The sequence below is a fragment of the Pigmentiphaga sp. genome (assembly GCF_019689535.1).
Classification (GTDB): domain Bacteria; phylum Pseudomonadota; class Gammaproteobacteria; order Burkholderiales; family Burkholderiaceae_B; genus Pigmentiphaga.
In genome coordinates this window covers 1-14,234 of sequence record NZ_JADGHH010000080.1, presented here as the reverse complement: position 1 = coordinate 14,234, position 14,234 = coordinate 1, and the positions used below count along the sequence as shown (strand labels likewise).

The 14,234-nt window shown below is 64.9% G+C and carries 13 protein-coding genes; 6 read left to right on the top strand and 7 right to left on the bottom strand.

What is annotated here, in order from left to right; translation table 11 throughout:
* Positions 1–176 precede the first annotated feature (176 nt).
* A complete protein-coding gene (locus IRZ12_RS08960; protein ID WP_296467448.1) occupies positions 177–920 on the top strand; it encodes an ABC transporter substrate-binding protein in 744 nt (247 codons plus the stop codon).
* Positions 921–930: 10 nt separating this feature from the next.
* Here IRZ12_RS08960 and IRZ12_RS08955 read toward each other — a convergent pair whose 3' ends face one another.
* Together IRZ12_RS08955 and IRZ12_RS08950 are read right to left on the bottom strand one after the other, a co-directional pair.
* On the bottom strand, positions 931–2,148 hold the full coding sequence (locus IRZ12_RS08955; protein WP_296467445.1) for an NADP-dependent isocitrate dehydrogenase: 1,218 nt from the start codon (positions 2,146–2,148) through the stop codon (positions 931–933).
* A gap of 51 nt (positions 2,149–2,199) precedes the next feature.
* The gene (locus IRZ12_RS08950) at positions 2,200–2,994 is read right to left on the bottom strand and encodes a class II aldolase/adducin family protein (protein ID WP_296467442.1); all 795 of its coding nucleotides are present in this window, start codon (positions 2,992–2,994) and stop codon (positions 2,200–2,202) included.
* A gap of 150 nt (positions 2,995–3,144) precedes the next feature.
* Here IRZ12_RS08950 and gcvA point away from each other — a divergent pair, with 150 nt between their 5' ends.
* The 5 genes from gcvA to IRZ12_RS08925 all read left to right on the top strand — a co-directional run bounded on the left by gcvA (position 3,145) and on the right by IRZ12_RS08925 (position 9,038).
* Positions 3,145–4,059 carry a transcriptional regulator GcvA gene (gene gcvA / locus IRZ12_RS08945; protein WP_296467438.1) on the top strand — a complete coding sequence of 305 codons (915 nt, stop codon included), beginning with the start codon at positions 3,145–3,147 and terminating at the stop codon, positions 4,057–4,059.
* Between the two features lie 95 nt (positions 4,060–4,154).
* Positions 4,155–5,177: a tripartite tricarboxylate transporter substrate binding protein gene (locus IRZ12_RS08940; RefSeq protein WP_296467435.1), complete on the top strand. Its 1,023-nt coding sequence runs from the start codon at positions 4,155–4,157 to the stop codon at positions 5,175–5,177.
* A 150-nt stretch (positions 5,178–5,327) separates the two neighbouring features.
* A complete protein-coding gene (locus IRZ12_RS08935; protein WP_296467433.1) occupies positions 5,328–5,789 on the top strand; it encodes a (2Fe-2S)-binding protein in 462 nt (153 codons plus the stop codon).
* 12 nt (positions 5,790–5,801) lie between these two features.
* Entirely contained in the window at positions 5,802–6,800 is a 999-nt protein-coding gene (locus IRZ12_RS08930; RefSeq protein ID WP_296467430.1) for a xanthine dehydrogenase family protein subunit M, read from the top strand.
* 6 nt (positions 6,801–6,806) lie between these two features.
* On the top strand, positions 6,807–9,038 hold the full coding sequence (locus IRZ12_RS08925; RefSeq protein ID WP_296467427.1) for a xanthine dehydrogenase family protein molybdopterin-binding subunit: 2,232 nt from the start codon (positions 6,807–6,809) through the stop codon (positions 9,036–9,038).
* Between the two features lie 157 nt (positions 9,039–9,195).
* Here IRZ12_RS08925 and IRZ12_RS08920 read toward each other — a convergent pair whose 3' ends face one another.
* From IRZ12_RS08920 to IRZ12_RS08900, 5 genes are all read right to left on the bottom strand, one after another.
* Positions 9,196–9,975, bottom strand: coding sequence for a class I SAM-dependent methyltransferase (locus IRZ12_RS08920; RefSeq protein WP_296467425.1), 780 nt, complete (start codon positions 9,973–9,975; stop codon positions 9,196–9,198).
* 122 nt (positions 9,976–10,097) lie between these two features.
* Complete coding sequence (locus IRZ12_RS08915) at positions 10,098–11,690, bottom strand: class I adenylate-forming enzyme family protein (protein ID WP_296467423.1); 1,593 nt, start codon at positions 11,688–11,690, stop codon at positions 10,098–10,100.
* The gene (locus IRZ12_RS08910; RefSeq protein WP_296467421.1) at positions 11,687–12,310 is read right to left on the bottom strand and encodes a 2-hydroxychromene-2-carboxylate isomerase; all 624 of its coding nucleotides are present in this window, start codon (positions 12,308–12,310) and stop codon (positions 11,687–11,689) included. The genes IRZ12_RS08915 and IRZ12_RS08910 overlap by 4 nt, the downstream gene beginning before the upstream one ends.
* Before the next feature lie 3 nt (positions 12,311–12,313).
* On the bottom strand, positions 12,314–13,279 hold the full coding sequence (locus IRZ12_RS08905; RefSeq protein WP_296467418.1) for a tripartite tricarboxylate transporter substrate binding protein: 966 nt from the start codon (positions 13,277–13,279) through the stop codon (positions 12,314–12,316).
* Between the two features lie 124 nt (positions 13,280–13,403).
* Positions 13,404–14,234 (bottom strand): ABC transporter ATP-binding protein (locus IRZ12_RS08900; protein ID WP_367181585.1); only part of this gene is annotated, 831 nt, incomplete at its 5' end.

The following is a 14,234-nucleotide window of genomic DNA, read 5'->3' as shown; positions in this document are numbered from 1 at the left end:
AGTCTAGAGCGAGCCCCGGGCGCGACAGTGTGATATCCCTCATGTTTCCGCCGCCGCTTGGGTAATATGGTGGCACAGCCGCCGCGTCGCACCGGGGCCTTCTTCGCCCGATACCCAGTAGGTCATCGCGCGGGCTTCCCGCTTTCACTGTCGCTTCCCTTTTTACGGAAACCGTCATGCAACCAGCTACCGAAGTCGTTCGCTCCGCTTTTACGCCCAAGCAGGTCTTGCGCGCTTCCATCAACGTGGGCAATCCGATTCTTGCCAGTCGCGACGACCAGCGCGGTGCGCGCGGGGTGTCGGTGGACCTGGCGGGGGAGCTGGCCAGGCGGCTGGGCGTGGAGCTGGAGTTGGTGATCTTTCCCTCGGCCGGCGAGTCGGTCGAGGCCGTTGCCGCGGAAAAGGCAGACATCGGGTTTTTCGCCATCGACCCCAAGCGCGGTGAGCACATTGCGTTTACCGAACCCTATGTGGTGATCGAAGGCGCCTATCTCGTACGTGACGGTTCCCCCGTCGTCGAGCAGTCCGAGGTGGACCGGCCCGGTGTCCGCGTCACCGTGGGCAAAGGTAGCGCCTACGATCTGTATCTGACGCGCAGCCTGCAACATGCGACCATCGAGCGGGCGCCGACTTCCCCCGCGGTGGTGGACGTGTTCTTGGAAAGCGGTGCGGACGTGGCTGCGGGCGTGCGCCAGCAGCTTGAGGCCGACGCGGCGCGGCATGGGGGGCTGCGCCTGCTGCCGGGCCATTTCATGCTGATCCGGCAGGCCATGGGGCTGCCGAAGTCTCGGGGGGAAGCGGCGCATGCTTATCTGGCCGCTTTCGTCGAAGAGATGAAGGCTTCGGGCTTCGTCGAGGAAGCGCTCGCGCGTCATGCCGTCACCGGCGTGACCGTTCCCAAGGCCGGCGCAGCGGGCTGAGTCGCGTCGCTCAGGCGCCGAGTTCGCGTCGCAACGTCGCTGCGACGCGTTCAAGAAAGGCCCGGGTGCTCACCCAGGGGTGGTCCGGGCTTACCAGGGTAGCCAGGTCGCGCGTCATGCATCCCGCTTCCACGGTGGCGATGCATGCACGTTCCAGCGCCGATGCAAAGGCGGCCAGGTCGGGCGTTTCATCGAGTTCGGCACGGCGCCGCAGCCCTCTCGTCCAAGCGAAGATCGAGGCGATCGGGTTGGTGGATGTTTCTCGCCCTGCCTGGTGTTCGCGATAGTGTCGCGTGACCGTGCCATGCGCCGCCTCGGCTTCGAAGGCGCCGCCGTCGGGCGTGACCAGCACCGAGGTCATGAGGCCGAGCGACCCGAAGCCTTGGGCGACGGTGTCGGATTGCACGTCGCCGTCGTAGTTCTTGCAAGCCCAGATGTATCCACCTCGCCACTTGAGCGCGCTGGCCACCATGTCGTCGATCAGGCGGTGTTCGTAGGTGAGGCCGGCCTCGCGGTAGGCCTGGGCGAATTCGCGCTCGAACACGTCCTGGAAGATGGCGGAAAAGCGCCCATCGTAGGTCTTGATGATGGTGTGCTTCGTCGAGAGGTAAACCGGATACTGCCGTAGCAGTCCATAACGAAACACTGCCCTGGCGAACCCCGTAATGGAGGCGTCAAGGTTGTACATGGCCATGGCGATGCCTGAGCCGTCGACGCGGCACACTTCTCGTTCGATCGCCGCAGCGTCGCCGTCGGGGGCAAAGCGCAGCGTGAGCGTTCCGGGGCCGGGCAGTTCGATCTGCGTCGCATTGGAGTGGTCGCCGAACGCATGGCGGGCGATGACGATGGGCTGGTCCCAATGGGGGACGAGGCGGGGAATGTTGCGGCAACAAATGGGCTCGCGGAAAACCGTGCCGTTCAGGACGTTGCGGAACGTGGCATTCGGGCTGGGCAGCATGGCGGGCGAGCCGAATTCGTGCATCCGTGCCAGGTCGTGCGTGATGGTGGCGCACTTGACGGCCACGCCATGGCGCAACGTGGCGCGCGCGGCCTCCAGTGTCACCTGGTCGCCCGTTGCGTCCCGGTTCCGTATCCCCAGATCGAAGTACAGCAGCTCGCCTTCGACGTAAGGCAGGATCAGCGATTCCTTGATCCAGGCCCACATGACGCGGGCCATTTCGTCGCCGTCGATCTCGACGAGGGGCCGTCGAAGGGGGATCTTGCGCATGGGGTCGTGGTAAGCGATGGAAGAATGGGCGGTTGGCGGCGCGGTCGAACGTCAGCTGTCATAGCGCGGGAATCCACCCGGCTCGGCATCCAGCCAGCGCAATAGCGCATGCCATTCGAGCTCCCCGTATGGTCTGCGCGTGCCGGGTTGGTACAAATGGGCGGCGCGGGCGAGGACTTCGTCCGAGGGGATCTTGACGTGTTCGAGTCCGCCGCTCATGGCATCGACTTGGGCGCGGCAGGAGAGCTCGAGGTGGTACATGAGGTTGAAGGCCTGGGGGATGGACGGCGCGCATACCAATAGGCCGTGGTTGCGCAGGATCATGGCGTTGTGCGGGCCGAGATCCGCGACCAGGCGCGCTTGTTCGTCCAGATCGATCGCCGGGCCCTCGAACTCGTGGTAGGCGATGTGGCCGTAGAAGCGCGATGCCGTCTGGGTGATGGGAAGTAGCCCGCAATCCATGGCGGAAACCGCCATGCCGGCGCGCGTATGCGTGTGGATGATGCAATGCACGTCGGGGCGCGCGCGGTGGATGCATCCGTGGATGACATAGCCCGAACGGTTGATGCCGTAGGCCGTCTCGGGGCTGCGGTGGACGTTGCCGTCGTAATCGATTTCGACCAGGCTGGACGCCGTGATTTCCTTATACAGCAGGCCGTACAGGTTGATCAGCAGGCGCTCCTTCTTGCCGGGAATTTGCGCGGTGATGTGGTTGTATATCATGTCCGTCATGCCATACCGGTCCATCAGCCGGTAGCATGCGGCAAGGTCGACGCGCGTGCGCCATTCCGCTGCGTCAACCTGGTCTTTGAGAGACGGGAAATCGGTGGAGTAGTTCAGGCTCATGCAAGGGCTCCTACACCCGCCCGGTCGGCGAATGATGTTGTCTCGTGGCGCCTTCAAGGCGACTGGCGCGGCCATCTTAAGGCAGTACCATCTCGCATCGCCATCCAAAATACTTCATTCAGTTTTTAGAAAAATTCATGCTGAGACGCCATGAATCCTCAACTCCCGCCATTGAATCCGCTGCGCGTCTTTGAAAGCGCGGCGCGGCACTTGAGCTTCACGGAAGCGGCTGCGGAGCTGCACATCACGCCCGGCGCGGTCAGCCATCAGATCAAGGCTCTCGAAAGCTGGCTGGGATTCGCCTTGTTCGATCGAAGCGAGCGCCCGCCCAAGCTGACACGCGGCGGAGAAATGTATGCCAAAGGCCTGAGCGTCGCTTTCGAGCAAATCGTGCGCGCGACGCAGGAGCTGGTTTCGTCGGGGTCGGCGCAGGTCTTGACCGTGCGGGGCCACACCACTTTTTTCGTGCGCTGGCTGATTCCCTTGCTGCCTGCCTTCCAGCACGCCCATCCGAATATCAAGATTCGCCTTGCGTCGAGCGTGGACGCGGTGGACTTCCGCCGCGACACGGTAGACGTCGGCATTCTTTATGGCGACGGGCCGTGGGAGGGTTTGCGCAGCGATCTCTTGTTCAGCGACGAGCTGACCCCTGTGATGGCGCCGCAGCTGGCGGCGAGGCTGCCTTCCGGGCCGAGCACCGAGGCATTGTTGAAGCTCCCGCTGTTGCACTCGAACCGCCGTCCCCAACATTGGCCGGACTGGATCGCCGCGGTGGGGGCGGTTCGCAAGAACGCCAAGAACGATTTGTACTATGAGGATCTCAGCGTCATTTACCAGTGCGCCATCCAGGGGTTGGGCGTTGCCCTCGGGCAGCGCCGCTACGTCGCCAAGGATCTCGAACAGGGGATACTGGTGGCGCCTCATCCTTTCGTGTTGCGTCGTTCCCGCGGCTATCACCTGGTGTGTCCGCAGTCCCGCGCCGACGACCCCAAAATCAGCGCTTTCAGGGAGTGGCTGCTCAAATACGGCGTGGATAGTTCATTAGAAAATTTCAAGGTCGGGTGAAAAATACTGGTTTGTGCGGGCGGCGCGACCGACTCTAGGATTAGCGGCAAATCGCGGTCTCCCAAGCAGGGGCCGCCCGTATTCAAGGAGACACCATGCCGTATTCCACCCAGCCTCGCCGTGCCGGCCGGTTTTCGCCTTCCCGCTCGCGCAAAGGCGTCCAGCGTCTTCTGGTCGGTGCATTCTTCGCCTGTACGGCTTCTTTGGCGATCGCTTCCACGTACCCGGAACGTCCCATCCGGATGATGATCCCCTTCCCGCCGGGTGGCCCCAATGACGTGCTCGGCCGGCTGCTTGCCACCGAAATGGGCAACGATCTCGGCAAACCGGTGGTCATCGAGAACAAAGGCGGGGCCGGAGGCACCATAGGTGCGGACATGGTGGCCAAGTCTGCGCCGGATGGATACACCCTGATACTGGGCGGGACGGCATCGTTCGGGATCGCCCCCAGTCTCTATTCCAAGCTTCCCTATGATGCCGAGAAAGACTTCGATGCGGTTGGCATGGTCGGCACTTCTCCCTCTCTCCTGGTGGTCGGCGCCCGCCAGCCGTACCGCAGCGTGCAAGAACTGATCGCCCATGCCAAGGCTTCGCCGGGCAAGGTCAATTTCGCTTCGGCAGGCGTGGGTACGCCTACCCACCTCGCTGCGGAATTGTTCAAGAGCATGGCGGGGGTCGACATCGTGCACGTGCCCTACCGCGGCGGTGGCCCCGCCCTGAATGACCTGCTGGCTGGCCAGGTCGAGATGTACTTCTCCGGCATCGTGGCTGCCGTGCCGCTGGTCAAGCAGGGCGCCTTGCGTGCCCTGGCCATCACCAGTGAAACGCGAAGCGAGCAAATGCCCGACGTGCCCACCATGGCGGAGTCCGGCCTGCCTGGGTATGCCATTGAAAACTGGTTTGCGATATTTGCACCGGCGGGAACGCCCAAAGACGTGATCGACCGCTTGAATGAGAGCTTGACCAAGGTCGTGCAAATGCCGGCGGTCAAGCGCAAGATGCTGGAGCTCAACGTCGACCCGCGCACTTCTACGCCGGAAGAGCTGGCGACTTATCGCGCCAAGGAAATCAAGAAATGGGCCGCCCTGGTGAAGCAGGCGGGCATCACGCCGGAATAACCCGCACATGTGTCGCCCGCAGGTAAGCGCTTCCGGCGGGCGATCACCCCCTTCCCCAAGGTGGAGGTCCTGCGCAGCATCCGCCGCAGGCCAGCGGGCACGGCGCTTGCGAGAGCGAGGCTTTATTGCGGTTCACGGGGAACCCGCACCATGAAGCTTACTCTGCATGTGAATGGTCGCCCGCACGAACTCGACCTCGATGCGCGCACGACCTTGCTCGACTGCCTGCGCGAGACGCTGGGGCTGGCCGGCGCCAAGAAGGGCTGCGATCACGGCCAGTGCGGGGCCTGTACGGTTCACCTCGATGGCAGGCGCGTCAACGCCTGCCTCATCCTCGCGGCAACGCTGGACGGACGCCAAGTAACCACGGTCGAGGGCCTGGCCGAAAGCGGCACGTTGCACGCCGTGCAGGCGGCATTCCTGGAGCATGACGCCTATCAATGCGGCTATTGCACGCCGGGCCAGGTCATGTCGGCGGCCGCGTTGCTGAATGAGCCTTGCGGCATGTCCGACGCCGAGGTGAAAGAATGCATGAGCGGTAATCTCTGCCGTTGCGGCGCTTACCAGAACATCCTGGCGGCGGTACAGCAGGTCCGCCGCGCAGCATCCTGAAGGCGGCCGTCCATGGAAATGTTCCAATTGTGGCGGGCGGACGACGTCGCGGAGGCCGTGACATCCGCCGCGTACGGCGACAGGCAATTAGGTGCGCAGGTACGGTTCCTGGCAGGCGGCACGACGCTGGTGGATCTGATGAAGCTGGGCGTCGAACGCCCGGGCGTGGTGGTGGACATCGGCCATCTCCGGCTCGATAAGATCGAACCTACGCCGGCGGGCGGGGTGCGCATCGGCGCCATGGTGCGCAATGCCGACCTGGCGCAGCACGAAGTCATCCGCGAGCACTATTCGGTCTTATCCCAAGCCCTGCTTTCCGGCGCGTCACCGCAATTGAGGAACATGGCGACCACCGGCGGCAATCTGCTGCAGCGGACGCGCTGTGTGTACTTTCGCGATGCGGCCATGCCGTGCAACAAGCGGGCGCCCGGCTCTGGTTGCCCCGCCATGGGCGGCTACCACCGGAACTTGGCGGTGCTCGGCACGAGCGAGGCGTGCATCGCGAGCAATCCCTCTGATATGAACGTGGCGTTGATGGCGCTGGGCGCAACCATTGAAATCCAGGGAGTCGATGGCAGGCGCTCGGTGGATATCGACGACTTCTTTCTCCTGCCTGGCGATGCGCCCGAGCGCGAAACCGTATTGCGACCGGGCGAGCTCATTACCCATGTGACGCTGCCGCCCTGGCCGCCCGGAACCCGATCGCTGTATCTCAAGCTGCGGGACCGGGCGTCCTATGAGTTCGCGTTGGCGTCGGCCGCTGTGGTGGTCACGCTGGCGCAGGGCAGCATACAGAAGGCCCGCGTGGCTTTGGGTGGCGTCGGGACGCGACCATGGCGCACGAGTGCGGCCGACATGATGCTGACCGGCGCGCCGTCCGCGAAGGTATTCGAAGCCGCGGCTGCCGAATTGCTGCGCGACGCGCGGCCCCAGCGTGACAACGCCTTCAAGATCGAGTTGGCGCGCCGGAGCCTGGTGCATGCCTTGAAAACCGTTACGACAGGGGACTGATGCGTCATGTCGACGACACCTTCCCATACTCTTTCCCCGATCGGCGCCGGTTGGACACGCGTGGAGGGGCCCCTCAAGGTGGCAGGCCGTGCACGCTATGCCGCAGACCATCACTTCCCTGCGATGCTGTATGCCGTGCCCGTATGCGCGACGGTGGCCCGAGGCCGGATACGGCGCATCGAGACCCGCGTTGCGCAGGACATGCCCGGCGTCAGAAAGGTTTTTACGCGCGAGAACATCGGGCGTTTTTCCCGGATCGAGGAAAAAACGGCCAAGCTTGACGAGTACCGGCCGCCGCTCGACGACGACGTGATCCGCTATTACGGGCAATACGTCGCGCTGGTCGTCGCTGGGACGCTCGAGCAGGCTTGCGCCGCCGCGGCTGCCATCACGGTGGAGTATGAAGAAGAACCGCCCGACGTTTCCATGGAGCTTGCTCCCGAGGAAGCGCCGCAGGTGGAGTCCGAACGGGGTGACGCCCCCAGTGCCTTCGAGCGTGGCGAGGTGTGCATCGATCGCGTCTACACCACGCCGCCGGAAACGAACAATCCCCTGGAAATGCATGCCACGGTGGCCATGTACGACGAGGGCCAAGGCTTTACCTTGTACGAGAGCTCGCAGGCAGTGGTGAATCACCGTGTCGCCTTGGCTGCGATGCTAGGGGAGCCTCCCCACCGGGTGCGCGTCATCACCGAGCATGTCGGATCGGGTTTCGGCAGCAAGCTTTGGCCGTGGGGGCATTCGGCGCTTGCCGCCGCAGCGGCCCGAGACGTGCGGCAGCCGGTGAAGCTGGTGCTGAGCCGGCGCATGATGTTCCACAACGTCGGCCACCGCTCCAATACCCGGCAGCGGGTCCGGCTCTCGGCAACGGCCGACGGCAAGCTGACTTCGCTGCAGCACGACTATCTCTTCCATGTTGCGCGGGAGGAATACCACAAGGAAAATTGCGGCGAGGCATCCGCGTTTCTCTACAGTACCCCCAACCTGCGAGTGACCTACGGTTCGGCGAGGCGCGACATCGCCCCGACGACTTCCATGCGCGGACCGGGCGCCGTGCCGGGCCTGTACGCGATCGAATCCGCGATGGACGAACTCGCCGTCGCGCTTGGCATCGATCCCGTGGCGCTGCGGCTGCGCAACGAGCCGTCGCGCGACGAGGCCAGTAACCTGCCTTTTTCCTCCCGCCATCTCCGGGAATGCCTCGTGCAAGGTGCCGAGCGTTTTGGGTGGCCGCGGCGGGACCCCCGCATCGGCGCCATGCGGCGCGACGGCCTCGTGCTGGGCTGGGGCATGGCTTCCTGCTCCTGGATGGCGACGCGGTTGAAAGCCGAAGCGCAGGTGGACCTGCGGGCCGATGGGACGGTGCGCGTAGCCAGCGCCACGCAGGACATCGGCACCGGAACCTATACCGTCATGGCGCAAATGACGGCCCACGTACTCGGCGTGCCGGCCGGATGCATCGAGGTGCAATTGGGCGATACGACACTGCCGGCCGGGCCGACCTCGGGTGGCTCCATGGCCACGGGATCTCTTGTGCCCGCCGTCCTCGCCGCGGCGCGCGACGCGCTTGCGCGGCTCGCGCATTGTGCCGAGCGGCTTGGGTGGGTCGAGCCGGCGGAGGACGTCGATGCATGGTGCATGAGCGACGGCCGGCTGCACCGGGTAGGAGAACCACCGGCGGCAGGCGTGGCATTCGAACGGATTCTGCAGGCGGCCAAGCTGAACGTCCTCTCCGGACGGGGTAGCGCGAAGGCCAGTAGCAAGGACCCGGCGTACCAACGCCATTCGAATCATTCTTTCGGCGCCCATTTCGTGGAAGTGACATGGGAGCCGGCCATTGCCCGCCTGCGCGTGTCGCGGGTCGTGACCGCGATCGACGCCGGCCGCATCATCAATCCGCGTACAGGCCGCAACCAGGTAGAGGGTGCCATCGTGATGGGCGTAGGCATGGCGTTGCTGGAGGAGACTATCTATGACGAGCGCAGCGGCGCACCCATCAACAACAATCTTGCCGACTACATGGTCGCCACCCACGCAGATGCGCCCGAGATCGATGTGTGCTTCATCGAGCACCCCGATGTGGTGCTCAATGAACTCGGCGCCCGCGGCATAGGCGAGATTGGCCTGGCCGGAATCGCGGCGGCCATCGCTTCGGCCGTCTACCACGCCACCGGAGTGCGCGTGCGGGACCTGCCGGTGAAGATAGAAGACTTGCTGGGGTCAGGCTCGGCGCCGTGATCGGACCCGGCTCGGGGCGCACGGCTTGGACTTGGACTGCGGATACGGCCCGCCTTGGAAGAGCTCGATGATCGCGGTGCGCAGCCAAGCTCGCCAAGAACCTCCGGAAAGACTATGACATGCTGGGGGCCCTGATCGAGAGCAAAGGCATTACGCGCTAATCCGCCCTGGGCAGGCAGTACGCGGCCGTGTCGTAAGGAACTGTCACGACGGCGCGGCCGCGCAGCCCGGGTTCGGCATCGATCAGCGCCTGCAAACGCGCGTCGACCTCTGCCCGTTTTTCGGGCGGCAAGGCGGCGATGAAGCTGGTCGAACGCACGCGGTTGAAGATGACGTCCTCGGGCGATCCCGTGTGCGCGTTGGCGTAGTGCCGCTCGTCCATCGGCCCGAAGCCGGAATGAGGAAACGCCTTGCGCCAGGCGCCCGTGTAGTAGCGCGGGGCATCGCCTTCGAACTCGTTGACGATGCGGTCGATCTGGGCGACCCATGGAACGCGGGCGTCGCGCATGTTCCACACCAGTGCCAGCCGTCCCCCGGGCTTGAGCACGCGATGAATTTCGTTCAGGGCTTCGGCGTTGGCGAACCAGTGGAAGGCCTGGGCGCATACCACGGCATCCACCGAGGCATCGGGCAGGGGGATGGCTTCGGCAGTGCCCACCTTCGCTTCGACTCCGGGCAGCGCAGCCGCGAGCTTGTCCAGCATGGCTGTCACCGGTTCCACCGCAATGACGTGCGCGCCCGTGGCGACCAGGCGGGGAGTGAATTTGCCCGTGCCGGCACCAAGGTCGAGGACGATCGTGCCCGGTTGCAGGCGTACCGTGTCGTGTAGCCAGGCGTCGATCTCGGGCGGGTAATCGGGGCGGCCGCGAACATAGGTGTCGGCCTCTCTTGCATAGCCGGTGGCAGCGGCATGATGAATGTCGGCACGGGTATCCATGTTTTCTCCGGAAAGGCGAGGCCTATGCCTCGGCCGGTTCCGGAACAGGATACAACGCGTGGGGAGCAAGGCACGCGGGGCCTCAGGCGCCGGCGGCTGTTGCCCCGCCCCGGTTGCTGCGCTTATCGCTTGGCTTGGGCCGGCGCGCTCGCCGCTGCCATTTCCCGCAACTTGGCCTTGGAAATCTTCCCTACGCCGATGCGGGGAAAGTCATCCACGAACACGACGTCGCGCGGCACTTTGTACTTCGCGAGCTCGCGCCGGCAGGTCTCGATGATCGTTTCGGCCAAGGCAGGGCCCGGCTTTGCATCGGCAGCCGTGCGGATGAACGCGACGGGCACTTCGCCGTAGGCGGAGTCCGGGCGCGCAACCACCGCCGCTTCGGCGACCCCCTCGACGGTGCGGACGACGCGTTCGATTTCTGCCGCCGATACGCCCTCGCCACCGACCTTGATGAGGTCTTTGGCGCGGTCTCCGAACTGGATGCAGCCGTCTTCGTGCAGCAGCACGCTGTCTCCGGTCTTGAAGTAGCCGTCGTCGTCGAAAGCGTCCCGGGTCGCCTCGGCATTGCCGAAATATTCCGCGAAGATCGTGACGCCGGGCACGCCCCGGATCAGAAGCAGGCCGCGCTCGCCGGGTTTGCAGTCGCGCCCGTGCTCATCAACGATGCGCACGCCGTAGCCGACGGAGGCGCGGCCGATGGCGCCGGGGCGTGGGGGCGACCAAGGATCGGTGACGATGCCTTGCGCGACCATTTCCGTCATGCCCCAGGCACCCATCATCCTCATCCCGAAGTAGGCTTCGTGCTCGGGCAGCCACAAGGCATTGCACCACTGGCGAAAATGGTGCCGGGGCGGGACCGGCATGCCGGCCAGGACGTTGGCGCTGAAGATGACATGCGAGCCGACCGTGCTGCGGTGTTCCAGGGCCACGGGCCAGTAGCGGCTGGCCGAGAAGCGCGGCTGCAGTACGATGCTGGCTCCCGCCCAGATTGCGGGGAATACGGACCACGACAAACCTACGACGTGGAACAGCGGCAGGAAAACATGGAAGATGTCGTCGCTGCGCAGCGACTGCTGCATGGCACCCAGCCGGGCAGCCCACAGCACATTGGCATGGGTCCAGAGCACCCCTTTCGGCCGGGAGGTCGTGCCGCTGGTGAACAACACGGACAGCGGCGCCGACGCGTTGGGCGCGCGCCGCGGCGCGGGCGAAGCGAACAGGCTCGCGTAACGTTCGTCGGCGTGCGGGGCGGTGCCGGCCTCGGGGGCTTGCCCGGCATCGTCGTCTGTCACGGCGACCCATTCCAGGCCGCGGCAATGGGTGCGGATCTTGTCTGCGAACCGGGGTTGGGTCACGGCGCCCCGGGCGCCGGTGAGTTCGGCGAAGTAGGCCAACTCCGGCCCGACGGCCATCGCGTTCGTGGGAACGCAGATCGCGCCGACGTACGCGCAGGCGAAGTACGTGAGCAGGAATTCCGGACAGTTCTCCAAATGCATCAGTATGCGGTCACCCGCGCGGATGCCGCGCGCCTGGAGCCCGCCCGCCAGGCGCGCGACCTGGTCGGCAAACTGCGCATAAGACCAGGTGCGCGATACGCCGGGCTCGGGGGCCCAGATGAGCAGCGGGTGATTGCCCCGTTCGGCGGCTTTTCTATCAAGCAGGGTCGGCAGGTCCTGTCCGGTGAACTGGAGCAAGGTGTCGGAGCGGATCATGGCTTGGGGTCCCACGATTGGTATTTGAGCCAGTGTTCGAGCATCCACAGGCGGTCCACGCCCCAGAAGGGCTCGCCGTCCACGATGAAGAACGGCACGCCAAAGACGCCGGCCGCGACGGCGCGGTCTACTTCTTCGCGCAGGAGCGTCTTGATCTCGGGCGATTCCATGCCTGCGCGCATCGCCTCGACGTCCAGGCCCAGGCGCGCGGCTTCGTCCAGGACGTCTTCTGTTGCAGAGATGTTTTCACCGCGCGCCCACAGGCGGGCGCACAGGCTGCGCGCAAAGGCGGCGGCTTGTGCCGCATCCCGCTGCTTGAGCCAGAGAAAGGCCCGCAGTGCGCGTATGGGCGAGACGTCGGGGTGGCGCGGTTCGCACATCGGCACGCCCAGCAGGCGCGCCAGGCGGTTCTTATCACGCCGCGAGTAGTCGCCTTTCAGGGGCGTGGCCGGCACCGGCTTCAGGCCCATTACCTGCAGGACGGTGACGCTCAACAGGACCGGACGCCACTCCACCCGCCGTCCGTAGCGCGCGGCCAGCGATTCGATCTGGGTCGACGCCAGATAGCCGTACGGCGAGATGGGGTCGAAATAGAAATCGATCGGCGACGGCTGCTCCATGGCTTACAGCTTGGGGATGCCCGCCGCCTTCACGATGTCGCCCCAACGCTTCAGTTCGCTTTGGATCAGCGCCGTAAATTCCGAGGCGGTGTTCGTTTCCGGGTCCAGGCCCATGCCGGCATACCGTTGGCGAACCTCCGGCAGCGCAATGACGCGATGCACTTCCCGCTCGAGCCGCTCGATGATGGCGGGCGGGGTTCCGGCCGGGGCAAGCAGGCCCTGCCAGAGCTGCATGTCCAGGCCTTTCAGCCCCAGGCTGGTAAAGGTCGGCACACCTGGGAAGGACGGATGCTCCTTGGGGGAGGTGATGGCGATGGGCTGAAGCTTGCCCGTCTTGATGCCGACGCCGATGGAAATGGAGTCCGAAATGGTGGCCAGCACGTCTCCGGCCACGGCGGCGTTCACGGCGTCGGTGCTTCCCTTGTAGTTAATCTCTTGGAACTTGGTGCCGGCCTGCAGGTTGATCTGTTCGCCGATGAGCCGGAACGGCGCCGCGGCAGACGAGTAATTCGCCTTGTCCGGATTCGCCTTGGCGTACTTGATCAAATCGGGAAGGTTCTGCGCCGGGCCGCTCTTGTTGACCGCCATCAATACGGGAAGGGAGGCGACCAGCGAAATGGGTGCGAAATCCTTTGCGGAGTCGTACTTCACCTCCTTGTAGAGCGCCGGGTTGATCGCCAGGGATCCGCTCGCGCCGAGCAGGATCGTGTAACCGTCAGGCTCGGCCCGGGCGACGTATTCGGTCGCGATCATCGAGGCGGCGCCGGGCCGGTTCTCGACGATGACCTGTACCCCCAACCCCTCGGACATTTTTTGCGCGATGACCCGGGCGAGGATGTCGCTGCCGCCGCCCGCGGTGTAACCCACCACCAAGCGGATCGGGCGAGTGGGATAGTCAGCGGAATGGGCGGGGAAGTGAGCAATTCCCGCGAGCACTGCAACGCTCGCCAACACGCGTAAGCTAAGCATGATGTCTCCTGGATCGTTGGCCATGCATGCCGGATCGATGACAGCCGGCGGGACCGCTGCTCTCATGACAGCGTATCGTTAAATATAAGGTAGCCTTATAAAGACGGGAAACCCCGGGGGAACCCTAGCGGAGCACGCCCTGCGCCTGGAAGGTTTCCCTGACCGTGGCCATCAGGGAGTGGAACGTGGGATCCTGCAAGGCGTCTTTCCAGCGTCGCGGGCGAGGCAGCGGTACGGCAAGTTCCAGCGCGATGCGTCCCGGGCGGGGGGACATGACGATGACGCGGTCGGCCAGGAACACTGCTTCATCGATGCCATGCGTGATGAACAGCACGGAGTTGCCGAGCGATGTCCACAGCGATTGCAGGTCGGCGATCATCTGTTCGCGCGTGAGGGCGTCGAGTGCGCCGAACGGTTCGTCCATCAAGAGCAGCCGGGGATGCTGGATCAATGCGCGGCAGAGCGAGACGCGCTGCCGCATGCCGCCCGACAACTCATGCGGATATTTGTTGCCGAAACCGGCCAGGCCGACGCGCCGGAGCCAGGCTTCGGCCTGCTCGTGATGCTCCCGCGTCAGTTTTCCACGCAAGCCGAGAGGCAGCAGGATGTTGTCCAGCACCGTACGCCAGGGCAGCAATTGATCGGCCTGGAATACCGTCGCGGATTCAGGATGAGGGGCGGTGAGCACCTTTCCGTCGATGCTGACGTGCCCGGCGGTGGGGGTGTCCAGGCCTGCAGCCATCGACAGCAGCGTGCTCTTGCCGCAGCCGCTGGGGCCGACCACGGCGACGAACTCGCCCGGCTGGATGGTGAGGTCAAAGTCGTCCAAGGCGCAGACTTCGTCGCCTTCGCGAGTGTCGAACAGCTTGGTGACGCGCGAGAACCGCAGTGCAGCGCCTTGGCGGGCCGGGGTGGGGGTGGGCAGCGCATTCACCGCGAGGTACTCCGCGAAAAG